Consider the following 22,507-nt stretch of genomic DNA (forward strand, 5'->3'; position numbering starts at 1 on the left):
TCACTAGCCGCGATCACGGGCTCTGGATGGCACGGGCAGTCAAGTGTCCGGGCCCGTAAGGCCTTGGGGAGGTTCACATCATGGCAGGGTTTCTCGACAAGGCGCGGATCGTCGCGCCTCGAACGTTCAACCGCTGGCTGATTCCGCCGGCAGCGCTGGCCATCCACCTGTCGATCGGCCAGGTCTATGCGTTCAGCGTGTTCAACGAGCCGATGACCCGGATCATCGGCATCGACCAATCCGCCCCAGGCGACTGGGAACTGACGACGCTGGGCTGGATTTTTTCCATCGCGATCGCCGTACTTGGTCTGACGGCCGCGTTCGGCGGACGCTGGCTGGAACGTGTCGGCCCGCGTAAAGGCATGGTCGTCGCGGCCACGGCTTGGGGCGGCGGCTTCCTGGTGGCTGCGCTAGGCTGCTGGTTGCATTCGATCTGGCTGGTCTACCTTGGCTACGGGGTGTTCGGCGGGATCGGGCTCGGGTTCGCCTACATCTCGCCGGTGAAGACGCTGATCCGCTGGTTCCCCGATCGGCCGGGCATGGCGACCGGCATGGCCATCATGGGCTTCGGCGGCGGTGCGATGATCGGCTCCCCGCTGGCGGTCGAACTGATGGACGTCTACGCCGGCCCGGACTCGGTCGGCGTCGGGGCGACCTTCGCCACGATGGGCGTGATCTACTTCGTCATGATGATGTTCGGTGCGCTGATCGTCCGGGTGCCGCACGACGACTGGCAGCCGGCCGGCTTCAAGCCGGAGCAGGCCAGCGGCAACCGGCTACAGACGCAAGGCCACGTGCACGTCGATCAGGCGCTGCGCACCCCGCAGTTCTGGCTGATCTGGGCTGTGCTGTGCCTGAACGTTACCGCGGGCATCGGCGTGCTCGGCCAGGCCTCGGTGATGAGCCAGGAGATGGTCGGCGTCTCCGCCAACGCCGCGGCCGGCTTCGTCGGCCTGCTCAGCATCTTCAACATGCTGGGGCGGTTTATCTGGTCCAGCACATCCGACTACATCGGGCGCAAGGCGACCTATTCGACCTTCTTCATCCTGGGCATCCTGCTCTATGCCGCCGTGCCCAGCATTGCCTCGGGCGGCGTGATCACGCTGTTCGTGCTTTGCTACCTGATCATCATCTCGATGTACGGCGGCGGCTTTGCGACGGTGCCAGCCTATCTGCGCGACCTGTTCGGGACCGCCCACGTCGGTGCCATTCACGGCCGGTTGCTGACGGCCTGGTCGGTGGCCGGCGTGCTCGGCCCGGTGTTGATCAACTACCTGCGCGAGTTCCAGCTCAACCAGGGCGTACCGCCGGCAGAGGCCTATTCGCTGACGATGTACATCATGGCCGGGCTGCTTGCCGTTGGCTTGCTGTGCAACCTGGCGATCCGGCCGATGGCGGACCGTCATCTGATGTCCGAGCGCGAACTGGCCGCCGCCGCAGAATAGCGAGGTTAAGACCATGGCACGCCCAAGCTATCAGGAGACTGACCCGATCGACCGCGAAGCCTCCGCCATTGCCGGGGAGGAGCACGTCGACCCGGCAACCGGCCGGCTGATCGGCGTCTGGGCGATCGTTTTGATCCCGTTGCTCTATGGGGTCTACAACACCATTCTGAAGGCATCGGCCCTGTTCTAGGGGCTGGTTCAGCAGCCCGCCGACCTTGCGCGCCGGGCGCGCGGGCTGCTGCGCCGTGCCCGACGGTAAGATCGCGGCGTCCCCAACGCCGTTCCGAACGAGCTGGACGCGCTCCGTGCGCGGTCCCACGTTCGTCGCGCACGTCAACGCAAGCCGAATTCACAAAAACATTGAGAGGGGGGCATTGTGCCCAGCGATATCGATATCGCCCGCGCTGCGGACATGCAGCCGATCAAGCGCGTTGCGGAAAAGCTCGACATCCCAGCGGACGCGATCCTGGAGTATGGACCCTACAAGGGGAAGGTGTCCTACGATTATCTGCGTTCGATCCAGAACCGTCCGCGCGGCAAGTTGATCCTGGTGACCGCGATCAATCCGACGCCGGCGGGCGAGGGTAAGACGACCACGACCGTGGGGCTGGGCGATGCGCTGAACCGGATCGGCAAGAGAACGGCGATCTGCCTGCGCGAGCCCTCGTTGGGCCCCTGTTTCGGCGTGAAGGGAGGGGCCGCCGGCGGTGGCCATGCCCAGGTCGTCCCGATGGAGGACATCAACCTGCACTTCACCGGCGACTTCCACGCGATCACCAGCGCACACAATCTGCTGGCCGCACTGATCGACAATCATATCCACTGGGGCAACACGCTGGGCTTCGACACCCGTCGGATCGCCTGGAAGCGCGTGATGGACATGAACGACCGCGCCCTGCGCGAGATCACGATCGCGCAAGGCGGCGTGGCCAACGGTTTCCCACGCGAGGACGGCTTCGACATCACCGTCGCCTCCGAGGTGATGGCGATTTTCTGTCTGGCAACCGACCTCAAGGACCTCGAAGACCGTCTGGCCAAGATCGTGGTCGGCTATACCCGCGAGCAGGAGCCGATCACGACTGGCGATCTGGGCGCCGAGAGTCCGATGGCCGTGCTGCTGCGCGATGCGCTGATGCCGAATATCGTGCAGACGCTGGAGAACAATCCGGCGTTCATCCACGGCGGACCGTTCGCCAACATCGCCCATGGCTGTAACAGTGTGATGGCGACGCAATCCGGCCTGCATCTGGCCGACTACACCGTGACCGAGGCCGGTTTTGGCGCCGATCTGGGGGCGGAGAAGTTCTTCAACATCAAGTGCCGCAAGGCCGGGCTGCAGCCAAACGCGGCCGTGATCGTCGCAACCGCCCGGGCGCTGAAGATGCACGGCGGCGTTGCGAAGGACCAGCTGGGCGAGGAGAACGTGGCCGCGATCCGCGCGGGGTGCGCCAACCTGACCCGTCACATCGCCAACGTGAAAGGTTTCGGCGTTCCGGTGGTTGTGGCGATCAACCGCTTCACCAGCGATACCGACGCCGAACTCGAGGAGATTCGAGCGCAGGCGGAGACGCAGGGCGTGCGTGCGGTGCTGTGCAGCCACTGGGCCGACGGGTCCGCCGGGACGCAGGAGCTTGCCGAGCACGTGGTCGCGCTCGCGGATGCCGGGACCGATGCCTTTCAGCCCCTATACGGCGACGACATGAGCCTGTGGGACAAGGCCCGGACGGTCGCGCAGGAGCTGTATGGCGCGGGCGACATCGACGCGGACTCGCAGGTACGGGCGCGCTTCCAGGAACTGCAGGATCAGGGCTACGGCAACTTCCCGATCTGTATGGCGAAGACGCAATATTCCTTTTCGACCGATCCGACCCAAATGGGGGCGCCATCCGGCCACACGGTGACCATCCGCGAGGTGCGGGTCTCGGCCGGGGCCGGCTTCCTGGTCGCAGTCACCGGAGAGATCCTAACCATGCCGGGTCTCCCCAGCCATCCGGCCGCAAACGACATCTACCTGGATCAAAACGGCTGGATCCAAGGGCTTTTCTAGGCGCGCGCTGGCGCCGATATGTCGGTCGATGCGTGCGCGCGTCGCTTGTTGATCGCATGATCTCCGCCGCACATGGTTGTGCGGCGGAGATTTATTTGATCGCAACGTCGCCGGGGGTGTTGCCTGCATGATGATCAGCCAGGTTCTTTTCGTTCACGCGCTGCACAAAAATTAAGCGGATCGTCGGTGTCCGGTGGCGGGTATCCGCACCCAAAAGCCCTCCGAAGGCGCGAAATCCAGGGATTGCACGTGCTTGGCACGCCGTTTGCTGAGAACGCGCTGCGTTCGCAGACGACGCTGGATAATGCGGAATCAACGAGGAGGGCCAGCCCGATGCGACTTCCCAAACGCCTGTTGGGCCTGACGGTGGGGGCGGCGCTCGCCCTGGCCGGCGGTCCCGTCGCCGCGCAGGACGGCGAGCCGATCAAGGTCGGCGTGCTGCATTCCCTGTCCGGCACGATGGCGATTTCCGAGACCACGCTGAAAGACACCGTCGAAATGATGGTGTCCGACCTCAACGAGAGTGGCGGCCTGCTGGGCCGCGAGGTCGAGACGGTCGTGGTCGACCCAGCTTCCGACTGGGACCTGTTCGCCGAGAAGGCGCGACAGCTGATCGAGGTCGAGGACGTCGACGTGGTGTTCGGCTGCTGGACGTCGGCCAGCCGCAAAGCGGTGCTGCCGGTGTTCGAGGAGCTGGACGGTCTGCTGTTCTACCCCGTGCAGTACGAGGGGCAGGAGGCATCCAAGAACATCTTCTACACCGGCGCGGCGCCGAACCAGCAGTCGATCCCCGCGACCAAGTACCTGCTGGATCAGGGGTTCGAGCGCTTCGCGTTGCTCGGGACCGACTACGTCTTCCCGCGCACCACCAACAAGATCCTGGATGCCTACCTAAACCAGAACGGCATCTCCGACGACGACATCATGGTGAACTACACGCCGTTCGGGCACTCCGACTGGCAGTCGATCATCAGCCGGGTGAAGTCGTTCGCCAATCAGGGTAAGCGCACCGCGATCATCTCCACGATCAACGGCGACGCCAACGTGCCGTTCTACAAGGAGTTGGCGAACCAGGGCGTGGACGCGCTGGACACGCCGGTCGTGGCCTTCTCGGTCGGCGAGCAGGAGCTCTCGGGCATCGATACCGACCCGCTGATCGGGCACTTGGCGGCCTGGAACTACTTCATGACCGTGGAGACGCCGGAGAACGACAAGTTCATCGCCAACTTCCGCGAGTTCACCGACGACGAGGACCGCGTCGTGAACGACCCCATGGAGGCGCACTATATCGGCTTCAACATGTGGGTGCAGGCGGTACGGCAGGCCGGGACGACGGATGTCGCGGCAGTCCGCAACGCGATGTACGGCCAGACGGTGCAGTCACTCTCCGGTTTCGAGGTGGCGATGAACGAGAACCATCACCTCTCCAAGCCGGTGATGATCGGCGAGATCGGTCCGGGCGGTCAGTTCAACATCGTCCAGAAGACCGACGAGGCGATCCCGGGCGATCCCTGGTCCGACTACCTGCCGGAAAGCGAGAACCTGACGGCCGACTGGACCTATCCCTGGGTCTGCGGCGGCTGTGAGGAGCCGACCTTCGCCGATGCCGGTCTGATCGGCGTCGACTAGGCGATCGAACGTCATCCGCGACCACGCCGGGCGGTCCCGCGCGCGCCCGCACCCCTGCGGACGCGAACTGGAGGGGCGGGCCGCCCGGCGCATCGCGGCTTTCGGCCGTCGGTTTCCATGCCGTTGGCTGCCGATCGCGGACGCTGCCGTGCAGTCCAAGTATCGGTTTTCCTGATCACTGACATTCCCGGACGGGGTGGGGCTGAATGACCGGATGTCAACGCGCATCGCGGGCGGGCTGGACGGCCTGCGCCGTACTGGCGCTCGGTCTGGTGCTGGCGCTGGCCGCAGGCATAAAGCCAGCCGTCGCGCAATCGGCCGACGACATGGCCTTCGCCGAGGCGGTTCAGACATTGGCCACCGGCGACCGGCCGGCGCGCGAGCAGGCGGTCGACCGGATCGTCGAGCTTGGCCATCCGCGCGCGGCGGCCGTGCTGTCGGCGCTGATGTATCGACGTTTGGGTGTGGTCGAGGGCTCGGACCGCGTGGTCCTGGAACCCGACGACGGCGGACCGGTGCAGGATGCCTTGACCGGCAAGCCGGTCGACAACCCGGACGCGCTCGAGATCGAGACGATCTACGCCAGCAACCAGATCCGCCGGAAGCTGCGTACCGCGATCAGCCAAGTACAGATTTTCGCCCAGGATCCCGATGCCCGGCTCGCGGCGACCCGCGACATCGTGCGCGATCCCTCGCCGGCGACGGCCGATCTGCTGCAACGCGCGCTGGAACGGGAGGAAGTGGCGCGCGTCGAGACCGCAATCCGCCTGGCGCTTGCCAAGGTCGAGCTGCTGGCCGGCGATACCGAGACACAATTGGCCGCGATCGAGCGGCTGTCCGGCAGCACGGCACCGGAGGTCCGCAGCCTGCTGTTGCAGCTGCTGCAGCGTGAGGACCTGCCGGAGGAGGTGCGTACCGCCGCCGACGAGGCCGCCGCCGCGATCGAGACGCGCTTGACGTTGATCGACTGGGGGCAGCGGGTGTTCCAGGGCATCTCGCTCGGCTCCGTGTTGCTGCTGGCGGCGGTCGGGCTGGCGATCACCTTCGGCGTGATGGGGGTGATCAACCTTGCCCACGGCGAGATGCTGATGCTGGGCGCCTACACGACCTTCGTCGTGCAGCAGACGGTCCTGTCGGTGGCCCCGGGGCTGAGCGAGCTGTCGGTGCTGATTGCGTTGCCGGCGGCTTTCCTGGTTGCGGGGGCCATGGGCGTGCTGCTGGAGCAGACGGTCGTGCGTCATCTCTACGGCCGGCCGCTGGAGACGCTGCTGGCCACCTTCGGAATCAGCCTGCTGCTGCAGCAGGGGGTACGCACGATCTTCGGCGCGCCCAACAAGGAGGTCTCCAACCCGAGCTGGATGTCCGGCAGCATCGATCTGATCGGCGGCGCGGTCCTGACCTACAACCGCATCTTCATCCTGATCTTCGCGCTGGCGGTGCTGGCGGCGCTGGCGCTGGTGCTCAAGCGCACCACCTTTGGTCTGTATGTGCGCGCGGTGACGCAGAACCGCAGCATGGCCCGTGCGATGGGCATCCCGAGCGGTCGGATCGACGCGCTGACCTTCGGGCTCGGCTCCGGGATCGCCGGGATCGGTGGTGTGGCGCTGTCGCAGATCACCAACGTCAGTCCCAACCTTGGCCAGTCGTTCATCGTCGACAGCTTCATGGTCGTCGTGTTCGGCGGGGTGGGAAGCCTGTGGGGCGTGCTTGGCGGCTCGATGGTGCTGGGCATCCTGAACAAGTTTTTGGAGCCTTATGCCGGGGCGATGCTGGGCAAGGTGATCGTCCTGATCCTGCTCATCCTATTCATTCAGTGGCGCCCGCGCGGCCTGTTCGCGCTCAAGGGCCGCGCGGGCGAGCAGTAGGAGACGCGCGATGACACTGAAACCTGCAAGCACGCGCCTGCCGGCTGCCGGCGTCGGTCGCCTACCTGGACGTGTGACGCGCGCGGATCTGGCGCTGCTCGCGCTGCTGCTGTTCGTCCTGTTCGGGGTGCCGGCCCTGAACCTGTTGCCGGACGGATCGGCGCTGCGGTTGCCGGACTACATGATCGGCGTGCTCGGCAAGTTCTGGTGTTTTGCCATGCTGGCGCTGGCGCACGGACTGTTGTGGGGTTACGCGGGGCCGCTCAGCCTCGGTCACGGCGCCTTCTTTGGCCTGGGTGGCTATTGCATGGGCATGTACCTGGCCCAGCAGAAGGCGATCAGCGCCGGCAACCAACTGCCGGAGTTCATGGTCTTCCTGAACTGGGACCACCTGCCGTGGTGGTGGACCGGTACGGAGCTGTTCCCGGTCGCCTTGCTGTTCATCCTGGGCGTACCGGGGCTGCTTGCCTTCGTGTTCGGCTATTTCACCTTCCGCAGCCGGATCTCCGGCGTCTACTTCTCGATCATCAGCCAGGCGATGGTGTTCGCCTTGATGTTGGCCTTCTCGCGCTCGGAACTCGGCTTCGGCGGCAAGACCGGCCTGACTAACTTCTCGCAAATCCTGGGCTTTTCGGTCGCCGATCAGGGCACGCGCATCGGCATCTACATGGTCACGGTGCTGGCCTTGGCGGGCAGCTATCTTCTGTGCCGCTGGATCGTCCGCTCCAAGCTGGGACAGGTCCTGATCGCGATCCGCGAGGCGGAGGAGCGGGTACGCTTCCTGGGCTATCCGGCCGACCGGGTGAAGCTGTTCGTGTTCGTTCTCTCGGCCATGATCGCCGGGCTGGGCGGCGCGCTTTACGTGCCCCAGGCCGGCATCATCAACCCCAGCGAGTTCGAGCCCGCGCAGTCGATCGAGGTCGCCGCCTGGGTCGCGGTCGGCGGCCGGGGCACGTTGGTCGGGCCGATCCTGGGCGCGCTCGGCGTCAATGCGGCGAAGAGCTGGTTGACTGGCGTCGCCCCGGAGCTGTGGCTGTTCTTCCTGGGCGCGCTGTTCATCGCGGTGACGCTGTTCCTGCCCAAGGGGCTGGCCGGCGTGTGGCCGCAAATCCGCGCGTCGCTCGCCAAGCAGCGGGGAGGCGGTCATGGCTGATGCACGCACCCTGGTCGACAAGGCCGCTGATAAGGCCGGTGCGCTGGTGGATGGCGCGCGCGGCCAGCCGACCGGAGCGGTCCCATTGCCGGCGGCTCGGGGCACGCTGCTCTACCTCGATGGCATCACGGTTTCGTTCGACGGCTTCAAGGCACTGGACACCCTGTCGCTGGTTGTCGATGAGGGCGAGCTGCGCACCATCATCGGTCCGAACGGTGCGGGCAAGACGACGATGATGGACGTGATCACCGGCAAGACCCGCCCGGACGTTGGCACCGCCCTGTTCGACGGCCGCCACGACCTGACCCAATTGCGCGAGGAGGCGACCGCCAATCTCGGTGTCGGGCGTAAGTTCCAGAAGCCGACGGTGTTCGAGCCACTGACGGTGTTCCAGAACCTCGAACTGGCGTTGAAGAGCGAGCGCGGCGTGCTCGCGACCCTGCGTTTTCGTCTGACCGGCCAGACCCGGGCGCGGATCGACGAGATCCTGGACGTTTGCGGGCTTGGCGATCTGCAGGATCGGGAAGCGGGGCAGCTCTCCCACGGGCAGAAGCAGTGGCTGGAAATCGGCATGCTGCTGATCCAGGATGCCCGGCTCTTGCTTTTGGACGAGCCGGTGGCTGGTATGACCGACGAGGAGACGGCCAAGACCGCCAAGCTGATCCACGACATCAAGGACCGCCACACCCTGATCGTGGTCGAACACGACATGGCCTTCGTGCGCGAATTGGGCGCGCGCACGACCGTCCTGCACCAGGGCACCGTGCTGACCGAGGGCAGTGTCGATGCCGTGCAGAACGATCCCAAGGTCATCGAAGTCTATCTCGGGAGGTAGTGGCGATGCTGCAGGCCCAGGGCCTCAACCTGCATTATGGGGCGAGCCATATCCTGCGCGACGTCGACCTCGCGGCCGAGCCGGGCAAGGTAACCTGCGTGATCGGCCGCAACGGCGTCGGCAAGACCTCGCTGATGCGCGCAATTTCCGGCCTGCACCCGACCAGCGGCGGGACACTGAAGTGGGGTGACACCGATCTCACCCGGCTGCCGCCGCACAAGCGTGCGCAGGCCGGCATCGGCTACGTGCCGCAGGAGCGCGAGATCTTTCCGCGCTTGAGCGTGCACGAGAACCTGCGTACCGGCCTCGCCGCCGCGAAGGGACGGGCGAGCGGGATCGACGAGAGCGTCTACGAGCTGTTCCCGGTGCTCAAGGACATGCTGCGCCGGCGCGGTGGCGACCTGTCAGGCGGGCAGCAGCAGCAGCTCGCGATCGCCCGCGCGCTGACAGCGCGGCCCGGCTGCCTGCTGCTCGACGAACCGACCGAAGGCATCCAGCCATCGATCATCAAGGACATCGCGGCCGTGATCGCCGAACTGGCGCGTCGCGGCGAAATGGCGATCGTGCTGGTCGAACAGTACTTCGACTTTGCCCGCGATCTGGCCGATCATTTCTACGTCATGGATCGGGGGCAGATCGTGTTGTCGGGCGCGAAGCGCGAACTGGAGGAGGCCGATGTGCGCCAGCACCTTACCGTTTGACCGCGCGCGTCTGGCGCCGTTCGAGGGTGGGGGCGCGCGTGCGTCCAGTGCGCTGGCCCGGTCGATCGGCGGGTGCCGGCTCACATTCGACGCGCCGGAGGGAACAACGCGGCTCAAGGCCCGGGACCAGCGGGCTCCCGCGCGCATTCTCACCCCGCGTGACCGGGCAACCGGGCTGGCGGGCGCCACCCTGGTGAACGAGGCCGGCGGGCTCGCCGGCGGCGACCGGCTCGACAACACGATCGAGGTCGGCCCCGATGCCCGCGCGGTGGTAACCACGCAGGCGGCGGAGAAAGTCTATCGCTCGACCGGCCCGGCGAGTGTGATCGCGACCGAACTGAGCGTCAGCGACGACGGCTGGTTGGAATGGTTGCCGCAGGAGACGATCCTGTTCGACCGCGCGCACCTGCGCCGCCTGACGACGGCCCGGGTCGCGCCGGAGGGCCGATTGCTGGCGGGCGAACTGCTGGTGCTGGGCCGCACCGCGCACGGCGAACGGGTGTCGGGCGCGCATCTGCTGGAGCGCTGGCGGGTCCACCGTGCCGACCGGCTGGTCTGGGCGGATGGGCTGCGGTTGGACCCGCCGAATGCCAGCCTGGATGCGCCGGCCGGTTTCGCCGGGCAGTTGGCGACGGCGACGCTCATCTACGCTGCGCCCGACGCGCCGGACCATCTGCACACCGCGCGTGAGGTGCTGACAGCGCACGCGCACGCTCGGACGACGGCTGGGGTGAGCGTGGTTGGCGGCCTGTTGCTGATCCGGGCGCTGGCGGCCGATGGGGCTGCGTTGCGGCGAACGGTCGCCGACGTCTGGAGCGACTTGCGACATACGCTGGCCGGCCTACCGGCTCGGGTGCCAGCCGCCTGGCATACCTGAACGGCCAGCAACGACGAGATTGGGAAGGGAGGCTGAAGGGCCATGCAACTGAGCCCGCGCGAGAAGGACAAACTGATGGTGGCCACCGCCGCCATGGTCGCCCGGCGCCGGCTGGAACGGGGGGTCAAGCTGAACTACCCCGAGGCGGTGGCGCTGATCACCGACTTCATCGTCGAGGGCGCGCGCGACGGACGCTCGGTCGCGGAACTCATGCGCGACGGCGGCGAGGTGCTGTCCCGCGAGCAGGTGATGGCGGGCGTGCCGGAGATGATCCCGGACGTGCAGGTCGAGGCGACCTTCCCGGACGGCACCAAGTTGGTGACCGTGCATGATCCGATCCGCTGACCCCGTGGTGTTGAGAGGAGTGCCGCTATGATCCCGGGCGAAATCGTCTGCGCCGAGGGCGACCTGGAGCTTAACGCCGGGCGCGAGACCAAGGAGCTGGAGGTCGCCAACACCGGTGACCGGCCGGTTCAGGTCGGCAGCCATTACCATTTCCACGAGGCGAACCCGGCGCTGTCGTTCGACCGCGCGGCCGCGCGCGGTTTCCGCCTCGACATTCCGGCCGGCAGCGCGATGCGCTTCGAGCCAGGCCAGAGCCGCACCGTTGCGCTGGTCGCCTATGGGGGCAACCGTCGGGTCGTCGGTTTCCGCGGCGACGTCGACGGGGACTTGTAGAAGCAGGAGCACGGCGTTTCGCCGCCAGCTGAACGACAGAGACAGCGAACGAAAGGCAGCCAAGCGATGGCCACCACGATCTCGCGCGACGCCTATGCGGACATGTTCGGGCCCACGGTGGGGGACAAGGTCCGGCTCGCCGACACGGAACTTTTCATCGAGGTCGAGGAGGACCGCACCGTCTACGGCGACGAGGTCAAGTTCGGCGGTGGCAAGGTGCTGCGCGATGGCATGGGCCAGGCGCAGGCGACCCGCGCCGAAGGCGCGATGGACACGGTGATCACCAACGCCCTGATCCTGGACCACTGGGGGGTGGTGAAGGCCGACGTCGGCCTGCGCGACGGCCGGATCGCGGCGATCGGCAAGGCGGGCAACCCGAACGTCCAGCCAGGCGTGGACATCGTGGTCGGCCCCGGGACCGAGGTGATCGCGGGCGAGGGCAAGATCCTGACCGCCGGCGGGCTCGACGTGCATATCCACTTCGTCTGCCCGCAGCAGGTCGAGGACGCGGTCGCCAGTGGGCTCACCACCATGATGGGCGGTGGCACGGGGCCGGCGGCCGGCACCAACGCGACCACATGCACGCCGGGCGGCTGGCACATCGGCCGGATGATGCAGGCGGCCGAGGGGCTGCCGGTCAACCTGGGCTTCTTCGCCAAGGGCAACTCCTCGCGGCCGGAGGCGCTTGCCGAACAGGTGCGCGCGGGCGCCTGCGCCATGAAGCTGCACGAAGACTGGGGCTCCACGCCCGCGGCGGTGGATACCTGCCTGTCGGTCGCCGATCAGCTGGACGTGCAGGTGCTGATCCACACCGACACGCTGAACGAGTCCGGCTTCATCGAGGACACGGTGGCGGCGATCCGCGGCCGCACCATCCACGCCTTTCACACCGAAGGGGCGGGGGGCGGCCACGCGCCCGACGTCATCAAGCTGTGCGGTGAGGCGAACGTCCTGCCAAGCTCGACCAACCCGACACGCCCCTTCACGGTGAACACGGTGGACGAGCATTTGGACATGCTGATGGTCTGCCACCACCTCGACCGGCGCATTCCCGAAGACGTCGCCTTCGCCGAGAGCCGGATCCGCAAGGAGACGATCGCCGCCGAGGATATCCTGCATGACCTGGGCGCCTTCTCGATCATGGCCTCCGACGCGCAGGCGATGGGCCGGGTCGGCGAGGTGATCACGCGCACCTGGCAGACCGCCGACAAGATGAAGCGCCAGCGCGGCAGTTTGCCGGGCGAGAAGGGCGACAACGACAACCTGCGCGCCCGGCGCTACGTCGCGAAGTACACGATCAATCCGGCGATCGCGCAGGGAATCTCCCAGTACGTCGGGTCGATCGAGCAGGGCAAGCTGGCCGATCTCGTCCTGTGGGATCCGGCGTTCTTCGGGGTTAAGCCGGCGATGGTGATCAAGTCCGGTTCGATCCTGTCGGTGCCGATGGGCGACCCGAACGCCTCCATCCCGACGCCGCAGCCGGTGCACTACCGGCCGATGTTCGCGGGTTACGGCCGGGCGATGACGCAAAGTGCGGTGACCTTCGTCTCCGGCGCCGCGCTCGACACCGGCGATCCGGCGGGCGAACTCGGTCTGTCGCGCCAGCTGCTGCCGGTCGCCAACACCCGCCGCCTGACCAAGGCGGATATGGTGCTGAACGACAAGACGCCTGACATGGAGGTCGATTCCGAGACCTACGAGGTCCGCGCGGATGACGAACTCCTGACCTGCGAACCCGCCGCCGAGTTGGCGTTGGCGCAGCGGTATTTCCTGTTTTAACAGAGCGTTATTCGACCATGCTCAACCATTATAAGAGCGATATGCGGTCGGTAGCCCGATGCACGGGAGCGTTCGCATGACCAGCGAACTGCCAAGGGCCACACGGGTCGTCGAGTCCGGCGGCTGGCCGGCGGATGCGGCAGTCGCGTCGCTCACGCTTGTCTATGCCGATCGGCATCTGCGGCGCCGACGCTTGAAGGCAGATGACGGCACGCGCCTGCTGCTCGACCTGCCGCGCGCGCGCCTGCTGGCCGAGGGTGACGGGCTGGCGCTCGAGGACGGGCGCTGGATCGCGGTGCGTGCGGCGGTCGAACCGGTGGTCGAGGCCCGCACAGGCGATCCGCAGGCCTTGGCACGGCTGGCGTGGCACGTTGGGAACCGACACACCGCTTGCCAGATCCTGCCGAACGCGTTGCGCGTGCTGGATGACAGCGTGCTGGCCGACATGCTGGCCGGGCAGGGTGCGGAGGTGGTGCATATCCGCGTGCCCTTTACGCCGGAGCCGGGGGCTTACGCCCACGGCCATAGCCACAGCCACGTCCGGGCCAACGACGTGGACCCGTTGGCCGACGGGCCGGAGGCGGCGCCGTGACGACCCCGGTCGGCATGAACGGTTTGAATCAGTCGGGTTTGCTGCGCCTGACGGCCTGGCTGTCGCAGGCTTACCCGGTTGGTGCCTACAGCTTCAGCCACGGTCTGGAGGCCGCGGGGGACGCCGGGCAGCTGGAAACCGCGGCCGCCTTGCGAAGCTGGCTGGAACGCCTGTTGCTCGACGGGGCCGGGGTCAGCGATGGCGCGTTCCTAGCGCACGCGCACGCAGCCGCCGCCGAGAGCGACGAGTCCGCGTTGCGCGCGGTGCATGAGCTGGCTTTGGCGTTTCAGCCCTCTGCCGAACTGATGCTGGAAACGCAGGCTCAAGGGCGTGCCTTTCTGCGCCAGACGCGCGCGGCCTGGCCGTGTGATGCGCTCGACCGGTTGGCGGCGATCAGCGATGGGCCGGTCGCCTATCCGGTGGCTGTCGGAAGTGCGGCGGCCGGGCATGGGGTGCCGTTGCCGGCGACGCTGACCGCTTACCTCGGTGCGTTCGCCGGGAACCTAGTGTCGGCGGCGCTGCGTATCCTCCCGATCGGCCAGAACGCCGGTCAGACCGTGCTTGCCGAACTGACGCCGACGCTGGAAGCCACCGCTGCCGCCGCGCAGGCGACGCCGCTGGAGGAGGTCGCCACGGCCGTCCCGATGGCGGAGCTGCTCTCTATCCATCACGAAACCCAGTACACGAGGTTGTTCCGTTCATGACCGCGCATCACGGACCGCTCAGGGTCGGCATCGGCGGGCCGGTCGGCTCCGGCAAGACCGCGCTCGTCGAGGCGCTGTGCCGGCAGCTGCAGCCGAGCTATTCGCTCGCCGTCGTCACCAACGATATCTACACCCAGGAGGACGCGCAGTTCCTGATGCGCTCGGGCGCGCTCGACAGCGCGCGCGTGCGCGGGGTGGAGACTGGCGGCTGCCCGCACACCGCGATCCGGGAGGATGCCTCGATCAACCTCGCCGCGATCGAGGAGCTGACCGGGGCCTATCCGGACTTGGACCTGATCCTGATCGAGAGCGGTGGCGACAATCTGGCCGCCACCTTCTCGCCCGAACTGGCCGACCTGACGCTTTACGTCATCGACGTCTCCGCTGGCGACAAGATCCCCCGCAAGGGGGGGCCGGGGATCACCCGCTCCGACCTTTTGATCATTAACAAGATCGACATCGCCGATCAGGTTGGCGCCGACCTCGACGTCATGGACCGGGACGCGCGCAAGATGCGCGGCGACCGGCCGTTCGTCTTCACCGATCTGCGCAGCGGTCAGGGGCTATCGACCGTCACGACCTTCCTGGTGACAGAAGGTGGATTGGATGCGTCCACGGCGGCTTGAAGTGTCTTCCATGATGTTCTTGCGCATCAGGTATGCGCTTGTTACATTTGTGCGGTGCAGCGCATCTAGGGTTCCGGCTGCTGCGGTGCGGCAGCGACAGGTCCGAGAGATGCAAGCGGCTGGTGTATCTGGACGGCGGCAAGCTTGTACGGCTCACCCTGGAGCAGGCGCGTACCCTAAGCGACGCGGAAGCGGGGCAGGCGTGAGCGCCGGCAACCGGCGGTCAGCCGTCGCGGTACTGGAAGCTGTACGCGTTGATGGCGGGTACGCCGCCGAGGTGGGCATAGAGGACACGCGAGCCAGTGGGGAAATGCCCCTGCCGGACCAGATCGATCAGGCCCTGCATCGATTTCCCCTCGTAGACCGGGTCCGTCATCATGCCTTCCGTTCTGGCGCACAGGCGGATGGCGTCGTTCGTTTCCTGCGACGGGATGCCGTAGCGGGGATAGGCGTAATCTTCCATGAGCACGACATCCTCGGCCTCGATCGCGTGGGATAGTCCGACCAGATCGCCCGTATTGCGGGCGATATCGAGTACCTGGTTGCGCGCTTGGTCCGGTGTTGCGGACGCGTCGATGCCGATCACCTGACGTTGGCGACCGTCGGCGGCGAAGCCAACCACCATGCCCGCGTGCGTGGAGCCGGTCACCGTGCACACAACGATGTAGTCGAACTGGATACCGAGTTTACGCTCTTGCGCGCGCACTTCTTCGGCGAAGCCGACGTAGCCAAGACCGCCCAGGCGGTGGACCGATGCGCCGGCCGGGATTGCGTACGGCGTGCCCCCGTTGGCCTTGACGTCCTCGATCGCCGCTTCCCAGCTTTCGCGGATGCCGATATCGAAGCCCCGGTTCCAAAGCTCCACGTCGGCGCCCATCAGCCGGCTCATCAGAATGTTGCCGACGCGGTCATAAACGGCGTCGGGATAGGGGACCCAATCCTCCTGAACCAAGCGGCACTTAAGCCCGAGCTTCGCGGCGACGGCCGCGACCTGTCGGGTGTGGTTGGATTGGATGCCGCCGATGCTCACCAGCGTGTCCGCGCCAGAGGCAAGGATGTCCGGAACGATGTACTCCAGCTTGCGCAGCTTGTTGCCGCCGAAGGCGAGCCCGGAATTGCAATCTTCGCGCTTGGCGTACAGCTCAACGTTTCCGCCCAGTTCCGCGCTCAGCCGGTTCAGGGGCTCGATCGGGCTCGGTCCGAAGGTCAACGGGTAGCGGTCGAAGGAATCCAGCATCTCGGTATTTCCCTGCGGTTTAAGGGGGGCGGACTTCTGGGCGGGTGCTGTCACGCAGAAGACGGTAATCGGATCGCGCAGCGAATGCCAAATCTCTGTGCTGGATCGAATGCCTTGCCTGTTACGCAAGACCCTTTTGCCGTCACGGCGGCTCCCGGATTCGGCAGGTTGAGGGTATATTGCAGTGCAGCATTAGGGCTGTTCAAAACCTGCAAGGAGGTCTGTGATGACCCGTAAGGCCCATATGTCTGAGACCTTCGTGAGCCGTCAGCCGACGCCCGTGGAAATCGCCCGGCACATTCGACGCGGCCGTCAGCAACGGGCGATCTTCGTCGCTTTCATGCTGCGGCGCGGCCTTAAGCACCTATCCAGGGCGGTTGACGGCTTGGTGCACGGTTTGACCCGGCGCATCGCACGCCGACCGCAGATTGCCCGCACCGGACACTAGGGTGGCTCGGGTAAGGTATCTTCGCTTTGCCCGTGAGCTCTCCCTGGCTTCGATGCAGGAGAGGACGATTAACGCTTAGGGCGCTCGCGCCTGCAGTGGATGCTTCTGGGTCGAAGCCAGGCACCTTGGCTGGTGCTATTCGTGCAGCCATGCTTTCCCATCTACGCGGTGTCGCGTAGGCTTGTTGCAGTGCAACAAGAGGGGGCTGCCATGGATCTGCCCAGCCAAATGATTCTGTTCGCGCGCGTCGTCGAGACCGGCAGCTTCTCGGCGGCCGCCCGGTCGCTCGGCCATACGCCATCGGCCGTGAGCCGGCAGATCGGGCATCTCGAAGACCAAATCGGATTGCGGCTGCTCCACCGGAGTCAGAACGGCATCGTTCTGACGGGCGAAGGCGAGGCGTTCCACGAACGCTGCCGCACCGTGGCCGAGGAGGTGCACGCCGCCGAGGAATTGCTCGCCGGCCTGGGCGAGGTGCGCGGCACGCTACGGGTGGTGTCGACGGTTGCCTTCGGCAAGGCCCAGCTTTTGCCGGTCCTGCCTGCGTTTCTGGAGGCCTATCCCGACCTGCGTATGGACCTTGAGCTGACGGATCGGCACGTCGATCTTGCGACGGATCAGGTCGACGTAGCGATTCGGTTCGGCGAGCAGATCGATGATCCCGATGCGATCACCCGGAAGCTGCTTCCGAACGAGCGTGTGATTTGTGCCGCCCCCTCCTACATCGAGCGCTATGGCCGGCCGGAGACGCCGGCGGACCTCGTGCATCACAACTGCCTTGGCCTGACGACCGTGTCGTCTTGGAACGACTGGGTGTTTGGCCCGGACAGCGAACAGACGTTGCACGTCGACGGCAACTTGCGGGCCAATAGCGCGGACGCGATCTACCACGCAGCGCTCGCGGGTCTGGGGGTTGCGCGCTTGTCGACCTATTTGATCGACAATGACCTGCAGTCGGGCCGGCTTGTTCGGCTTTTGCCGGATTACGTCCAGGAGGCCGGTAGCATTACGGCGATCTTTGCCAACCGACGTAACCTAGCGCCCAAAACTCGGGTATTCATCGATTACTTGGCTGAACGGTTCGTCGGGCGGGCAAATCCCCACACCTGGGAGGCGATGCCCGATACGAAAACACCCGTGAAACAGAAAACAACCTGAGGCTGCTGCTGCTTGGGTGCTTGCGACCCCTAAGCATTGTCCCATACGGCACATGGGGTTTGACTTAGAGACAAAGCGTGAATTGTTGCGGTGTGAGGGCACCTGTATCAGGGTCAATACAGCACGGCGATGACCGTCGTCGTGTTGTTAACGCGCTCTATGAGCGGTTACCTCCCCAGACTTTGGGCCACGCAGAGCATTCTGCGTGGCCCCGTTTTTTTTGACCAATGGGTCATAATCCACCGCGTCGGCCCGCGAAGCCCGAATCCCCGATCTTGATGGGGACGCTTCCGGGCACGCAGGGCTTACGTCGCGGTTGATTTCAGCGTCGCCATGTCGATGACGAAGCGATACTTCACGTCGCCGCGCTTCACCCGCTCATAGGCGTCGTTGATGTTGTTGATGTCGAGCATCTCGATATCGCAGGTGACGCCATGCTCGGCGCAGAAGTCGAGGACTTCCTGCGTCTCTGGCATCCCGCCGATCAACGAACCGGCCAGCACGCGCCGCTGGGTCACGAGGGCGCCGGCCTGCAGCGGGGGGTCCACAGGCTCGAGCAGGCCCACTAGAATGTGCGTGCCGTCGTAGGTCAGGGCCTGCAGATAGGGGTTCAGGTCGTGTTGGACCGGGACAGTATCCAGGATGAAGTCCAGCGTCCCAGCCGCGTTGGCCATCTGATCTTCATCGGTCGAGATCACGACGTGGTCAGCGCCCTGGCGGCGGGCCTCGCCGGCCTTGCTTTCGGAGCGGGTGAACATCGTGACCTCGGCGCCTAGGGCCTTGGCGAACTTGATGCCCATATGGCCAAGGCCGCCCATACCGACGACGCCAACCTTGTGGCCCGGTTTGACGCCATAGTGGCGCAGCGGGGAGTAGGTGGTGATGCCGGCACATAGCAGCGGTGCGGCCTGTGCCATATCGAGCTGATCGGGTACACGCACGACGAAACGGTCGCTGACGACGATGCTGTCGGAGTAGCCGCCGAAGGTGACCGATCCGTCATGGCGGTCGTGCCCGTTGTAGGTCACCACAGGGCCTTCCTGGCAGTACTGCTCCAGCCCTTGCTCGCAAGCGGAACACTCGCGGCAGGAATCGACCATGCAGCCGACGCCGACACGATCGCCGGGCTGGAAGTTGCTGACCGAGCTGCCAACCGCGGTCACCCGACCGACGATTTCGTGGCCTGGCACGACCGGGTAGATCGTGCCGCCCCAGTCGTTCTGCACGAAGTGGATATCGGTGTGGCAGACGCCGCAGTAGTCGATCTCGATCGCGACGTCATCGGCTCGCAGGTCGCGGCGCTCGAAGTTGATCGGCGCCAGGCCAGACTCAGGCGACCGCGCGGCATAGCCGTGGGCTTCGCTCATCGCAGAAGTCTCCTTGCTTGGTTTCGTTGGCGGACGGTTGTCGCCAGATAGACAGATGGCTCCGTCTGCTGCGCTGCACCATGGCGGATCGTGGCGAAGGTTTGCCAAATTCTGCAAGAAAGACCGTGACAGATGGCCTGGCGGATCGGATAAGCTGACCGAAAATCCGCAACCCACATTCGGATGGGGCAGCAGGAGGTGGCATGGAGCGCGTGCAACATCCCCGGACCAGGCCGGCGGCCAGCGATCTGGCGGACCTGATCGCGCCACTGGTGCGGGCAGACGGTTACGCCGACACCTCACTCGACGGCGTCCGGCTGATGGCCAGCCATCGGCCGATTCCGCGCACGCCGTTGCTCTACGAACCCAGTATCATCGTCGTGGCGCAGGGCGGAAAGCTTGGCTACCTGGGCGAGCGGACGATTCGTTACGGGCCTGGGACCTATCTGGTGCAGACGTTGCCGTTGCCGTTTGAATGCGAAACGCGCGCCTCGTCCGATGCACCGCTGCTCGGCGTATCGGTGCGGATCGACCCGGCGATGCTGAATGAACTGGCGTCGGCGGGCGGGCCGGTTGACGAGTCGCAAGATCAGGCAATGCTGTCGCCGATGGCCGCGGTGACAATGAGCGAGGAGATGCACGGGGCCGTCGCGCGGCTGCTGCGGGCGCTGCACGACCCGGTGGAGGCCCGAGCCATGGGCGAAGCCCGCATTCGCGACGTGATCTTCGCGGCGCTCCAGGGCGCCCAAGGGCCCGCGTTACGGGCGCTGGTGTTCGGCGAAGGTAACTATGCACGCATCGTGCAGGCGCTGTCGTTCATGCACGAGGCCTACAATCGCGATCTGTCGGTGGAGGCGCTGGCAGGCCGGGCCTACATGAGCGTGTCCTCTTTCCATCACCACTTCCGGGCGGTCGCGGGCACGACGCCGCTACAGTACTTGAAGAAGTTGCGCCTGATCAAAGCACGTCTGCTGCTGTGCCAGGACGGGCAGACAGTGCATCGCGCCGCTGGGGCGGTGGGCTACCGTAGCGTTCCCCAGTTCAGCCGCGACTACAAACGGACCTTTGGCATGCCGCCCTCGCGCGAACGGCAGGAGCCGGAAATCGTTGAGGCCGCCTCATAAGGGAAGGCGCCGATCGGCATGATTACGTCGGCTGTTGGGCGCCGGCTCCCTCACGTTCGTGACGGTAGAACATGCGGGCCATCAGGACCGCGAGGACGAGCGTCAGAAGCGCAGTTCCACTGGCTTCGATCATGGCGACTGCGTCCGATAGATCGAAGATCATCCGGCCCAACGACCAGACGAAGCCGAACAGGCAGGTGAAGATCTCGACCGAGATGGCGATGGTGGCGGACCAGACGGCGAGGTGGATTTCGCCGTTGGCGCGAGGCGTCGCCGTTTGGGCATTGGGCATTGGGTGTCTTCCTGATCAATAGCGTCATCAATGACAAAAACGGTCGCCGATGGGTGGCGCGGCCGTGGAACGCACTAGTTTTGGCTTTCGTCTTGCACCTCCGGTGCAGAAGCCCAGTCCCGGGCATCGACCGACCAGCTTTTGATCCCGTGATCGCTCAAGAACCGACCTGCGGCATCAAGCTGGGTAAAGGCCAAGGGATACTGGTCGGGCGTACAGACGAGACAACCGCCGTGGCCAACCCTGACACGGATATACCAATGGCAACGTACCGCCTCCACGACCACGGCCTGGAGAGCGCCGGCACGGGCCAAAGTCTTGAGATCCTGGGGGCGGACCACGACGGTGTCCTCATTGAGTTAGGCAGGGATGACGGGTCTCCGGCTCAGCTCGCCGCGGACCAGAGATTGCACCATCCGTTCGGCGAGATCTTGCCGGCAACGATCTGGCAGCTTCCCATCTCTTCGCCGGATTCTGGTTGAATGAAGAAATTGCAGTTAGCGCACTTGCTGTTCTGTTTTGGTTCTTCCTGATACTGAACAGATTGCTTCGGTGCCTTCTGGGCCCGTGCCGGCTTGCTGCGCGCCAGGACCACTGCGCCGCCGAGCGCCGCGAGCGCTGTGCCGGCAGTACTTAAGAATTTACGGCGGCTGGTCGGAATCTCTTTTTTCATTGTCTTCACTCCTCATATGCAAACTGTTTGTCTTATTGCTGGGGCGGCGAAGCCGCCGTGTTCCGGCATATGCCGGAAGATCGGCCCTAAGCATGGCGGGCAAGGCACGGCTACCGGCGGCCATGTCTTAGGGAAATCCGGTCAAGAGGTATTGGAGACTGCTCACCACGCGTCCGAGCGTCCCGACCTCCTCGACTCGCTTGCTGGCAAAGAGAGGAATCTGCCGTGCGTCTCGGCCGGGCACCTCGATTTCCAGTGTGGCTAATTGTGTATCGCGGTCGACAGGGGCCGGGATGGGGGACTCGTAGCGCACCCGCACCATGAGCTCGTCCAGCCGTTCAGTGGGCACTACGGCCCAGACGGGCTGGCGGCTGACCAGCGGGATGCTGGCTTGCGCGCCCATCCAAACCGACGCGCGGTCAACGGTTTCGCCTACCGCGAACAGTCTCAGCGACTTGAACGTGCGGAAGGCCCAGGAGATCAGGCGTGCACTCTCCCGGCCACGCCCTTCGGGGCGCTTAAGGCCGTTGACCACCGTGATGACCCGGCGTCCATTGCGCTCGGCCGAAGCGGTCAGGCCATAGCCGGCGTTGCGCGTATAGCCGGTCTTCAGTCCGTCGACGCCCTGCAGTTTGCCCAGCAGTGGGTTCCGGTTGGCCTGTCGGATACCGTTCCAGGTGAAGCTCCGCTGGGAGAAGAAACGGTGATAATAGTCCGGAAAGCGTTGGATGATCGCGCGCGCTAATCGGGCCAGACCGAGCGCGCTGGTCCGGTGCTTGGGGTTCGGCCAGCCGTTAGCGTTGGCGAAATGCGTCCCCGGCATGTTGAGCCGCTTGGCGGCAGCGTTCATTAGATCGGTGAAGGCGGCTTCGCTGCCGGCCACCCCTTCGGCGAGTACGATCGCGGCGTCGTTGCCAGACTGCACCAGCATGCCCTGCAGCAGGTTTTCGACCGAGACCTCCTTGCCGACTTCGACGAACATCTTGGAGCCACCCTTGCGCCAAGCCTTTTCGGAGACGCGGAAGGTGTCCTGCATCGTCAACTCACCGGCGCTCAACCGGTCGAAGACGACGTAGGCGGTCATCAACTTGGTCATCGAAGCCGGCGGCATCGGCCGGCGCGCGTGCTTGGCGAACAGCACCGTGCCGGTCGCGTAGTCCAGTACAACCGCCTCACGCGCATTCGTTTCGATTGCCCGGGCCGGGCCGGGCACAGCGGCAAGGGTCAGCGCGGCCAGGGCAAGCGCCGCGATCCGTACGACCAGGCGTTGGCACATC

24 protein-coding genes are annotated in these 22,507 nt (G+C 65.6%); 18 read left to right on the top strand and 6 right to left on the bottom strand.

Annotated elements, in window-relative coordinates; translation table 11 throughout:
• Positions 1–80: 80 nt before the first annotated feature.
• The 15 genes from RHOSA_RS21930 to ureG all read left to right on the top strand — a co-directional run bounded on the left by RHOSA_RS21930 (position 81) and on the right by ureG (position 14,931).
• A complete protein-coding gene (locus RHOSA_RS21930) occupies positions 81–1,445 on the top strand; it encodes an L-lactate MFS transporter (protein WP_037256093.1) in 1,365 nt (454 codons plus the stop codon).
• 13 nt (positions 1,446–1,458) lie between these two features.
• On the top strand, positions 1,459–1,635 hold the full coding sequence (locus tag RHOSA_RS25150) for an MFS transporter small subunit (protein WP_156092694.1): 177 nt from the start codon (positions 1,459–1,461) through the stop codon (positions 1,633–1,635).
• A 186-nt stretch (positions 1,636–1,821) separates the two neighbouring features.
• Entirely contained in the window at positions 1,822–3,492 is a 1,671-nt protein-coding gene (locus tag RHOSA_RS0110810; RefSeq protein ID WP_027288673.1) for a formate--tetrahydrofolate ligase, read from the top strand.
• A gap of 333 nt (positions 3,493–3,825) precedes the next feature.
• Positions 3,826–5,121 carry an urea ABC transporter substrate-binding protein gene (gene urtA / locus RHOSA_RS0110815; RefSeq protein WP_027288674.1) on the top strand — a complete coding sequence of 432 codons (1,296 nt, stop codon included), beginning with the start codon at positions 3,826–3,828 and terminating at the stop codon, positions 5,119–5,121.
• 206 nt (positions 5,122–5,327) lie between these two features.
• Entirely contained in the window at positions 5,328–6,986 is a 1,659-nt protein-coding gene (urtB, locus tag RHOSA_RS0110820; protein ID WP_051432052.1) for an urea ABC transporter permease subunit UrtB, read from the top strand.
• Positions 6,987–6,996: 10 nt separating this feature from the next.
• On the top strand, positions 6,997–8,139 hold the full coding sequence (gene urtC / locus RHOSA_RS21935) for an urea ABC transporter permease subunit UrtC (RefSeq protein ID WP_081728657.1): 1,143 nt from the start codon (positions 6,997–6,999) through the stop codon (positions 8,137–8,139).
• On the top strand, positions 8,132–8,974 hold the full coding sequence (gene urtD, locus RHOSA_RS0110830; protein ID WP_081728658.1) for an urea ABC transporter ATP-binding protein UrtD: 843 nt from the start codon (positions 8,132–8,134) through the stop codon (positions 8,972–8,974). The genes urtC and urtD overlap by 8 nt, the downstream gene beginning before the upstream one ends.
• 5 nt (positions 8,975–8,979) lie before the next feature.
• Positions 8,980–9,675 carry an urea ABC transporter ATP-binding subunit UrtE gene (gene urtE, locus RHOSA_RS0110835; protein ID WP_027288677.1) on the top strand — a complete coding sequence of 232 codons (696 nt, stop codon included), beginning with the start codon at positions 8,980–8,982 and terminating at the stop codon, positions 9,673–9,675.
• Positions 9,650–10,552, top strand: coding sequence for an urease accessory protein UreD (locus RHOSA_RS21940; RefSeq protein ID WP_051432053.1), 903 nt, complete (start codon positions 9,650–9,652; stop codon positions 10,550–10,552). The genes urtE and RHOSA_RS21940 overlap by 26 nt, the downstream gene beginning before the upstream one ends.
• Before the next feature lie 42 nt (positions 10,553–10,594).
• On the top strand, positions 10,595–10,897 hold the full coding sequence (locus RHOSA_RS0110845) for an urease subunit gamma (protein WP_027288678.1): 303 nt from the start codon (positions 10,595–10,597) through the stop codon (positions 10,895–10,897).
• A 27-nt stretch (positions 10,898–10,924) separates the two neighbouring features.
• Positions 10,925–11,230, top strand: a complete 306-nt coding sequence (locus tag RHOSA_RS0110850) for an urease subunit beta (RefSeq protein ID WP_027288679.1) — start codon at positions 10,925–10,927, stop codon at positions 11,228–11,230.
• Between the two features lie 66 nt (positions 11,231–11,296).
• Positions 11,297–13,009, top strand: coding sequence for an urease subunit alpha (gene ureC / locus RHOSA_RS0110855; protein WP_027288680.1), 1,713 nt, complete (start codon positions 11,297–11,299; stop codon positions 13,007–13,009).
• Positions 13,010–13,085: 76 nt separating this feature from the next.
• Positions 13,086–13,601, top strand: coding sequence for an urease accessory protein UreE (locus tag RHOSA_RS21945; protein WP_156092696.1), 516 nt, complete (start codon positions 13,086–13,088; stop codon positions 13,599–13,601).
• Entirely contained in the window at positions 13,598–14,305 is a 708-nt protein-coding gene (locus RHOSA_RS0110865) for an urease accessory protein UreF (protein WP_244880630.1), read from the top strand. The genes RHOSA_RS21945 and RHOSA_RS0110865 overlap by 4 nt, the downstream gene beginning before the upstream one ends.
• Positions 14,302–14,931: an urease accessory protein UreG gene (gene ureG / locus RHOSA_RS0110870; protein WP_027288682.1), complete on the top strand. Its 630-nt coding sequence runs from the start codon at positions 14,302–14,304 to the stop codon at positions 14,929–14,931. Before RHOSA_RS0110865 ends, ureG begins: the two co-directional genes overlap by 4 nt.
• 223 nt (positions 14,932–15,154) lie before the next feature.
• On the opposite strand, the gene RHOSA_RS0110875 is transcribed toward ureG, so the two are convergent.
• Entirely contained in the window at positions 15,155–16,168 is a 1,014-nt protein-coding gene (locus tag RHOSA_RS0110875; protein ID WP_027288683.1) for a 1-aminocyclopropane-1-carboxylate deaminase, read from the bottom strand.
• A 226-nt stretch (positions 16,169–16,394) separates the two neighbouring features.
• On the opposite strand from RHOSA_RS0110875, the gene RHOSA_RS0110880 reads away from it, so the two are divergent.
• Together RHOSA_RS0110880 and RHOSA_RS0110885 are read left to right on the top strand one after the other, a co-directional pair.
• Entirely contained in the window at positions 16,395–16,616 is a 222-nt protein-coding gene (locus RHOSA_RS0110880; protein WP_027288684.1) for a hypothetical protein, read from the top strand.
• Between the two features lie 210 nt (positions 16,617–16,826).
• Positions 16,827–17,774, top strand: a complete 948-nt coding sequence (locus RHOSA_RS0110885) for a LysR family transcriptional regulator (RefSeq protein WP_027288685.1) — start codon at positions 16,827–16,829, stop codon at positions 17,772–17,774.
• 305 nt (positions 17,775–18,079) lie between these two features.
• On the opposite strand, the gene RHOSA_RS0110890 is transcribed toward RHOSA_RS0110885, so the two are convergent.
• Positions 18,080–19,141: an NAD(P)-dependent alcohol dehydrogenase gene (locus RHOSA_RS0110890; RefSeq protein ID WP_027288686.1), complete on the bottom strand. Its 1,062-nt coding sequence runs from the start codon at positions 19,139–19,141 to the stop codon at positions 18,080–18,082.
• Positions 19,142–19,344: 203 nt separating this feature from the next.
• On the opposite strand from RHOSA_RS0110890, the gene RHOSA_RS0110895 reads away from it, so the two are divergent.
• Entirely contained in the window at positions 19,345–20,265 is a 921-nt protein-coding gene (locus RHOSA_RS0110895; RefSeq protein ID WP_037256098.1) for an AraC family transcriptional regulator, read from the top strand.
• 22 nt (positions 20,266–20,287) lie between these two features.
• Here the strand turns inward: RHOSA_RS0110895 and RHOSA_RS0110900 are convergent, their stop codons facing one another.
• The 4 genes from RHOSA_RS0110900 to RHOSA_RS0110910 all read right to left on the bottom strand — a co-directional run bounded on the left by RHOSA_RS0110900 (position 20,288) and on the right by RHOSA_RS0110910 (position 22,506).
• The gene (locus RHOSA_RS0110900; protein WP_027288688.1) at positions 20,288–20,557 is read right to left on the bottom strand and encodes a hypothetical protein; all 270 of its coding nucleotides are present in this window, start codon (positions 20,555–20,557) and stop codon (positions 20,288–20,290) included.
• A gap of 74 nt (positions 20,558–20,631) precedes the next feature.
• Positions 20,632–20,898, bottom strand: a complete 267-nt coding sequence (locus tag RHOSA_RS24750; protein WP_081728659.1) for a hypothetical protein — start codon at positions 20,896–20,898, stop codon at positions 20,632–20,634.
• Positions 20,899–20,942: 44 nt separating this feature from the next.
• The gene (locus RHOSA_RS24755) at positions 20,943–21,230 is read right to left on the bottom strand and encodes a high-potential iron-sulfur protein (protein ID WP_081728660.1); all 288 of its coding nucleotides are present in this window, start codon (positions 21,228–21,230) and stop codon (positions 20,943–20,945) included.
• 127 nt (positions 21,231–21,357) lie between these two features.
• Positions 21,358–22,506, bottom strand: a complete 1,149-nt coding sequence (locus tag RHOSA_RS0110910) for a D-alanyl-D-alanine carboxypeptidase family protein (protein ID WP_027288690.1) — start codon at positions 22,504–22,506, stop codon at positions 21,358–21,360.
• Between the last annotated feature and the right edge of the window lies 1 nt (position 22,507).

Source organism: Rhodovibrio salinarum DSM 9154 (assembly GCF_000515255.1).
Taxonomy (GTDB): Bacteria; Pseudomonadota; Alphaproteobacteria; order Kiloniellales; family Rhodovibrionaceae; genus Rhodovibrio; species Rhodovibrio salinarum.

Coding starts and splice junctions, on each gene's coding strand:
- RHOSA_RS0110890 (WP_027288686.1), bottom strand. CDS start 19,141: ATGAGCGAAGCCCACGGCTATGCCGCGCGGTCGCCTGAGTCTGGCCTG.
- urtB (WP_051432052.1), top strand. CDS start 5,328: ATGACCGGATGTCAACGCGCATCGCGGGCGGGCTGGACGGCCTGCGCC.
- RHOSA_RS21930 (WP_037256093.1), top strand. CDS start 81: ATGGCAGGGTTTCTCGACAAGGCGCGGATCGTCGCGCCTCGAACGTTC.
- RHOSA_RS25150 (WP_156092694.1), top strand. CDS start 1,459: ATGGCACGCCCAAGCTATCAGGAGACTGACCCGATCGACCGCGAAGCC.
- urtC (WP_081728657.1), top strand. CDS start 6,997: ATGACACTGAAACCTGCAAGCACGCGCCTGCCGGCTGCCGGCGTCGGT.
- RHOSA_RS24755 (WP_081728660.1), bottom strand. CDS start 21,230: ATGAAAAAAGAGATTCCGACCAGCCGCCGTAAATTCTTAAGTACTGCC.
- RHOSA_RS0110900 (WP_027288688.1), bottom strand. CDS start 20,557: ATGCCCAATGCCCAAACGGCGACGCCTCGCGCCAACGGCGAAATCCAC.
- ureC (WP_027288680.1), top strand. CDS start 11,297: ATGGCCACCACGATCTCGCGCGACGCCTATGCGGACATGTTCGGGCCC.
- ureG (WP_027288682.1), top strand. CDS start 14,302: ATGACCGCGCATCACGGACCGCTCAGGGTCGGCATCGGCGGGCCGGTC.
- RHOSA_RS0110910 (WP_027288690.1), bottom strand. CDS start 22,506: ATGTGCCAACGCCTGGTCGTACGGATCGCGGCGCTTGCCCTGGCCGCG.
- RHOSA_RS0110880 (WP_027288684.1), top strand. CDS start 16,395: ATGACCCGTAAGGCCCATATGTCTGAGACCTTCGTGAGCCGTCAGCCG.
- RHOSA_RS0110885 (WP_027288685.1), top strand. CDS start 16,827: ATGGATCTGCCCAGCCAAATGATTCTGTTCGCGCGCGTCGTCGAGACC.
- RHOSA_RS0110895 (WP_037256098.1), top strand. CDS start 19,345: ATGGAGCGCGTGCAACATCCCCGGACCAGGCCGGCGGCCAGCGATCTG.
- urtE (WP_027288677.1), top strand. CDS start 8,980: ATGCTGCAGGCCCAGGGCCTCAACCTGCATTATGGGGCGAGCCATATC.
- urtD (WP_081728658.1), top strand. CDS start 8,132: ATGGCTGATGCACGCACCCTGGTCGACAAGGCCGCTGATAAGGCCGGT.
- RHOSA_RS21940 (WP_051432053.1), top strand. CDS start 9,650: ATGTGCGCCAGCACCTTACCGTTTGACCGCGCGCGTCTGGCGCCGTTC.
- RHOSA_RS0110850 (WP_027288679.1), top strand. CDS start 10,925: ATGATCCCGGGCGAAATCGTCTGCGCCGAGGGCGACCTGGAGCTTAAC.
- RHOSA_RS21945 (WP_156092696.1), top strand. CDS start 13,086: ATGACCAGCGAACTGCCAAGGGCCACACGGGTCGTCGAGTCCGGCGGC.
- RHOSA_RS0110875 (WP_027288683.1), bottom strand. CDS start 16,168: ATGCTGGATTCCTTCGACCGCTACCCGTTGACCTTCGGACCGAGCCCG.
- urtA (WP_027288674.1), top strand. CDS start 3,826: ATGCGACTTCCCAAACGCCTGTTGGGCCTGACGGTGGGGGCGGCGCTC.
- RHOSA_RS0110845 (WP_027288678.1), top strand. CDS start 10,595: ATGCAACTGAGCCCGCGCGAGAAGGACAAACTGATGGTGGCCACCGCC.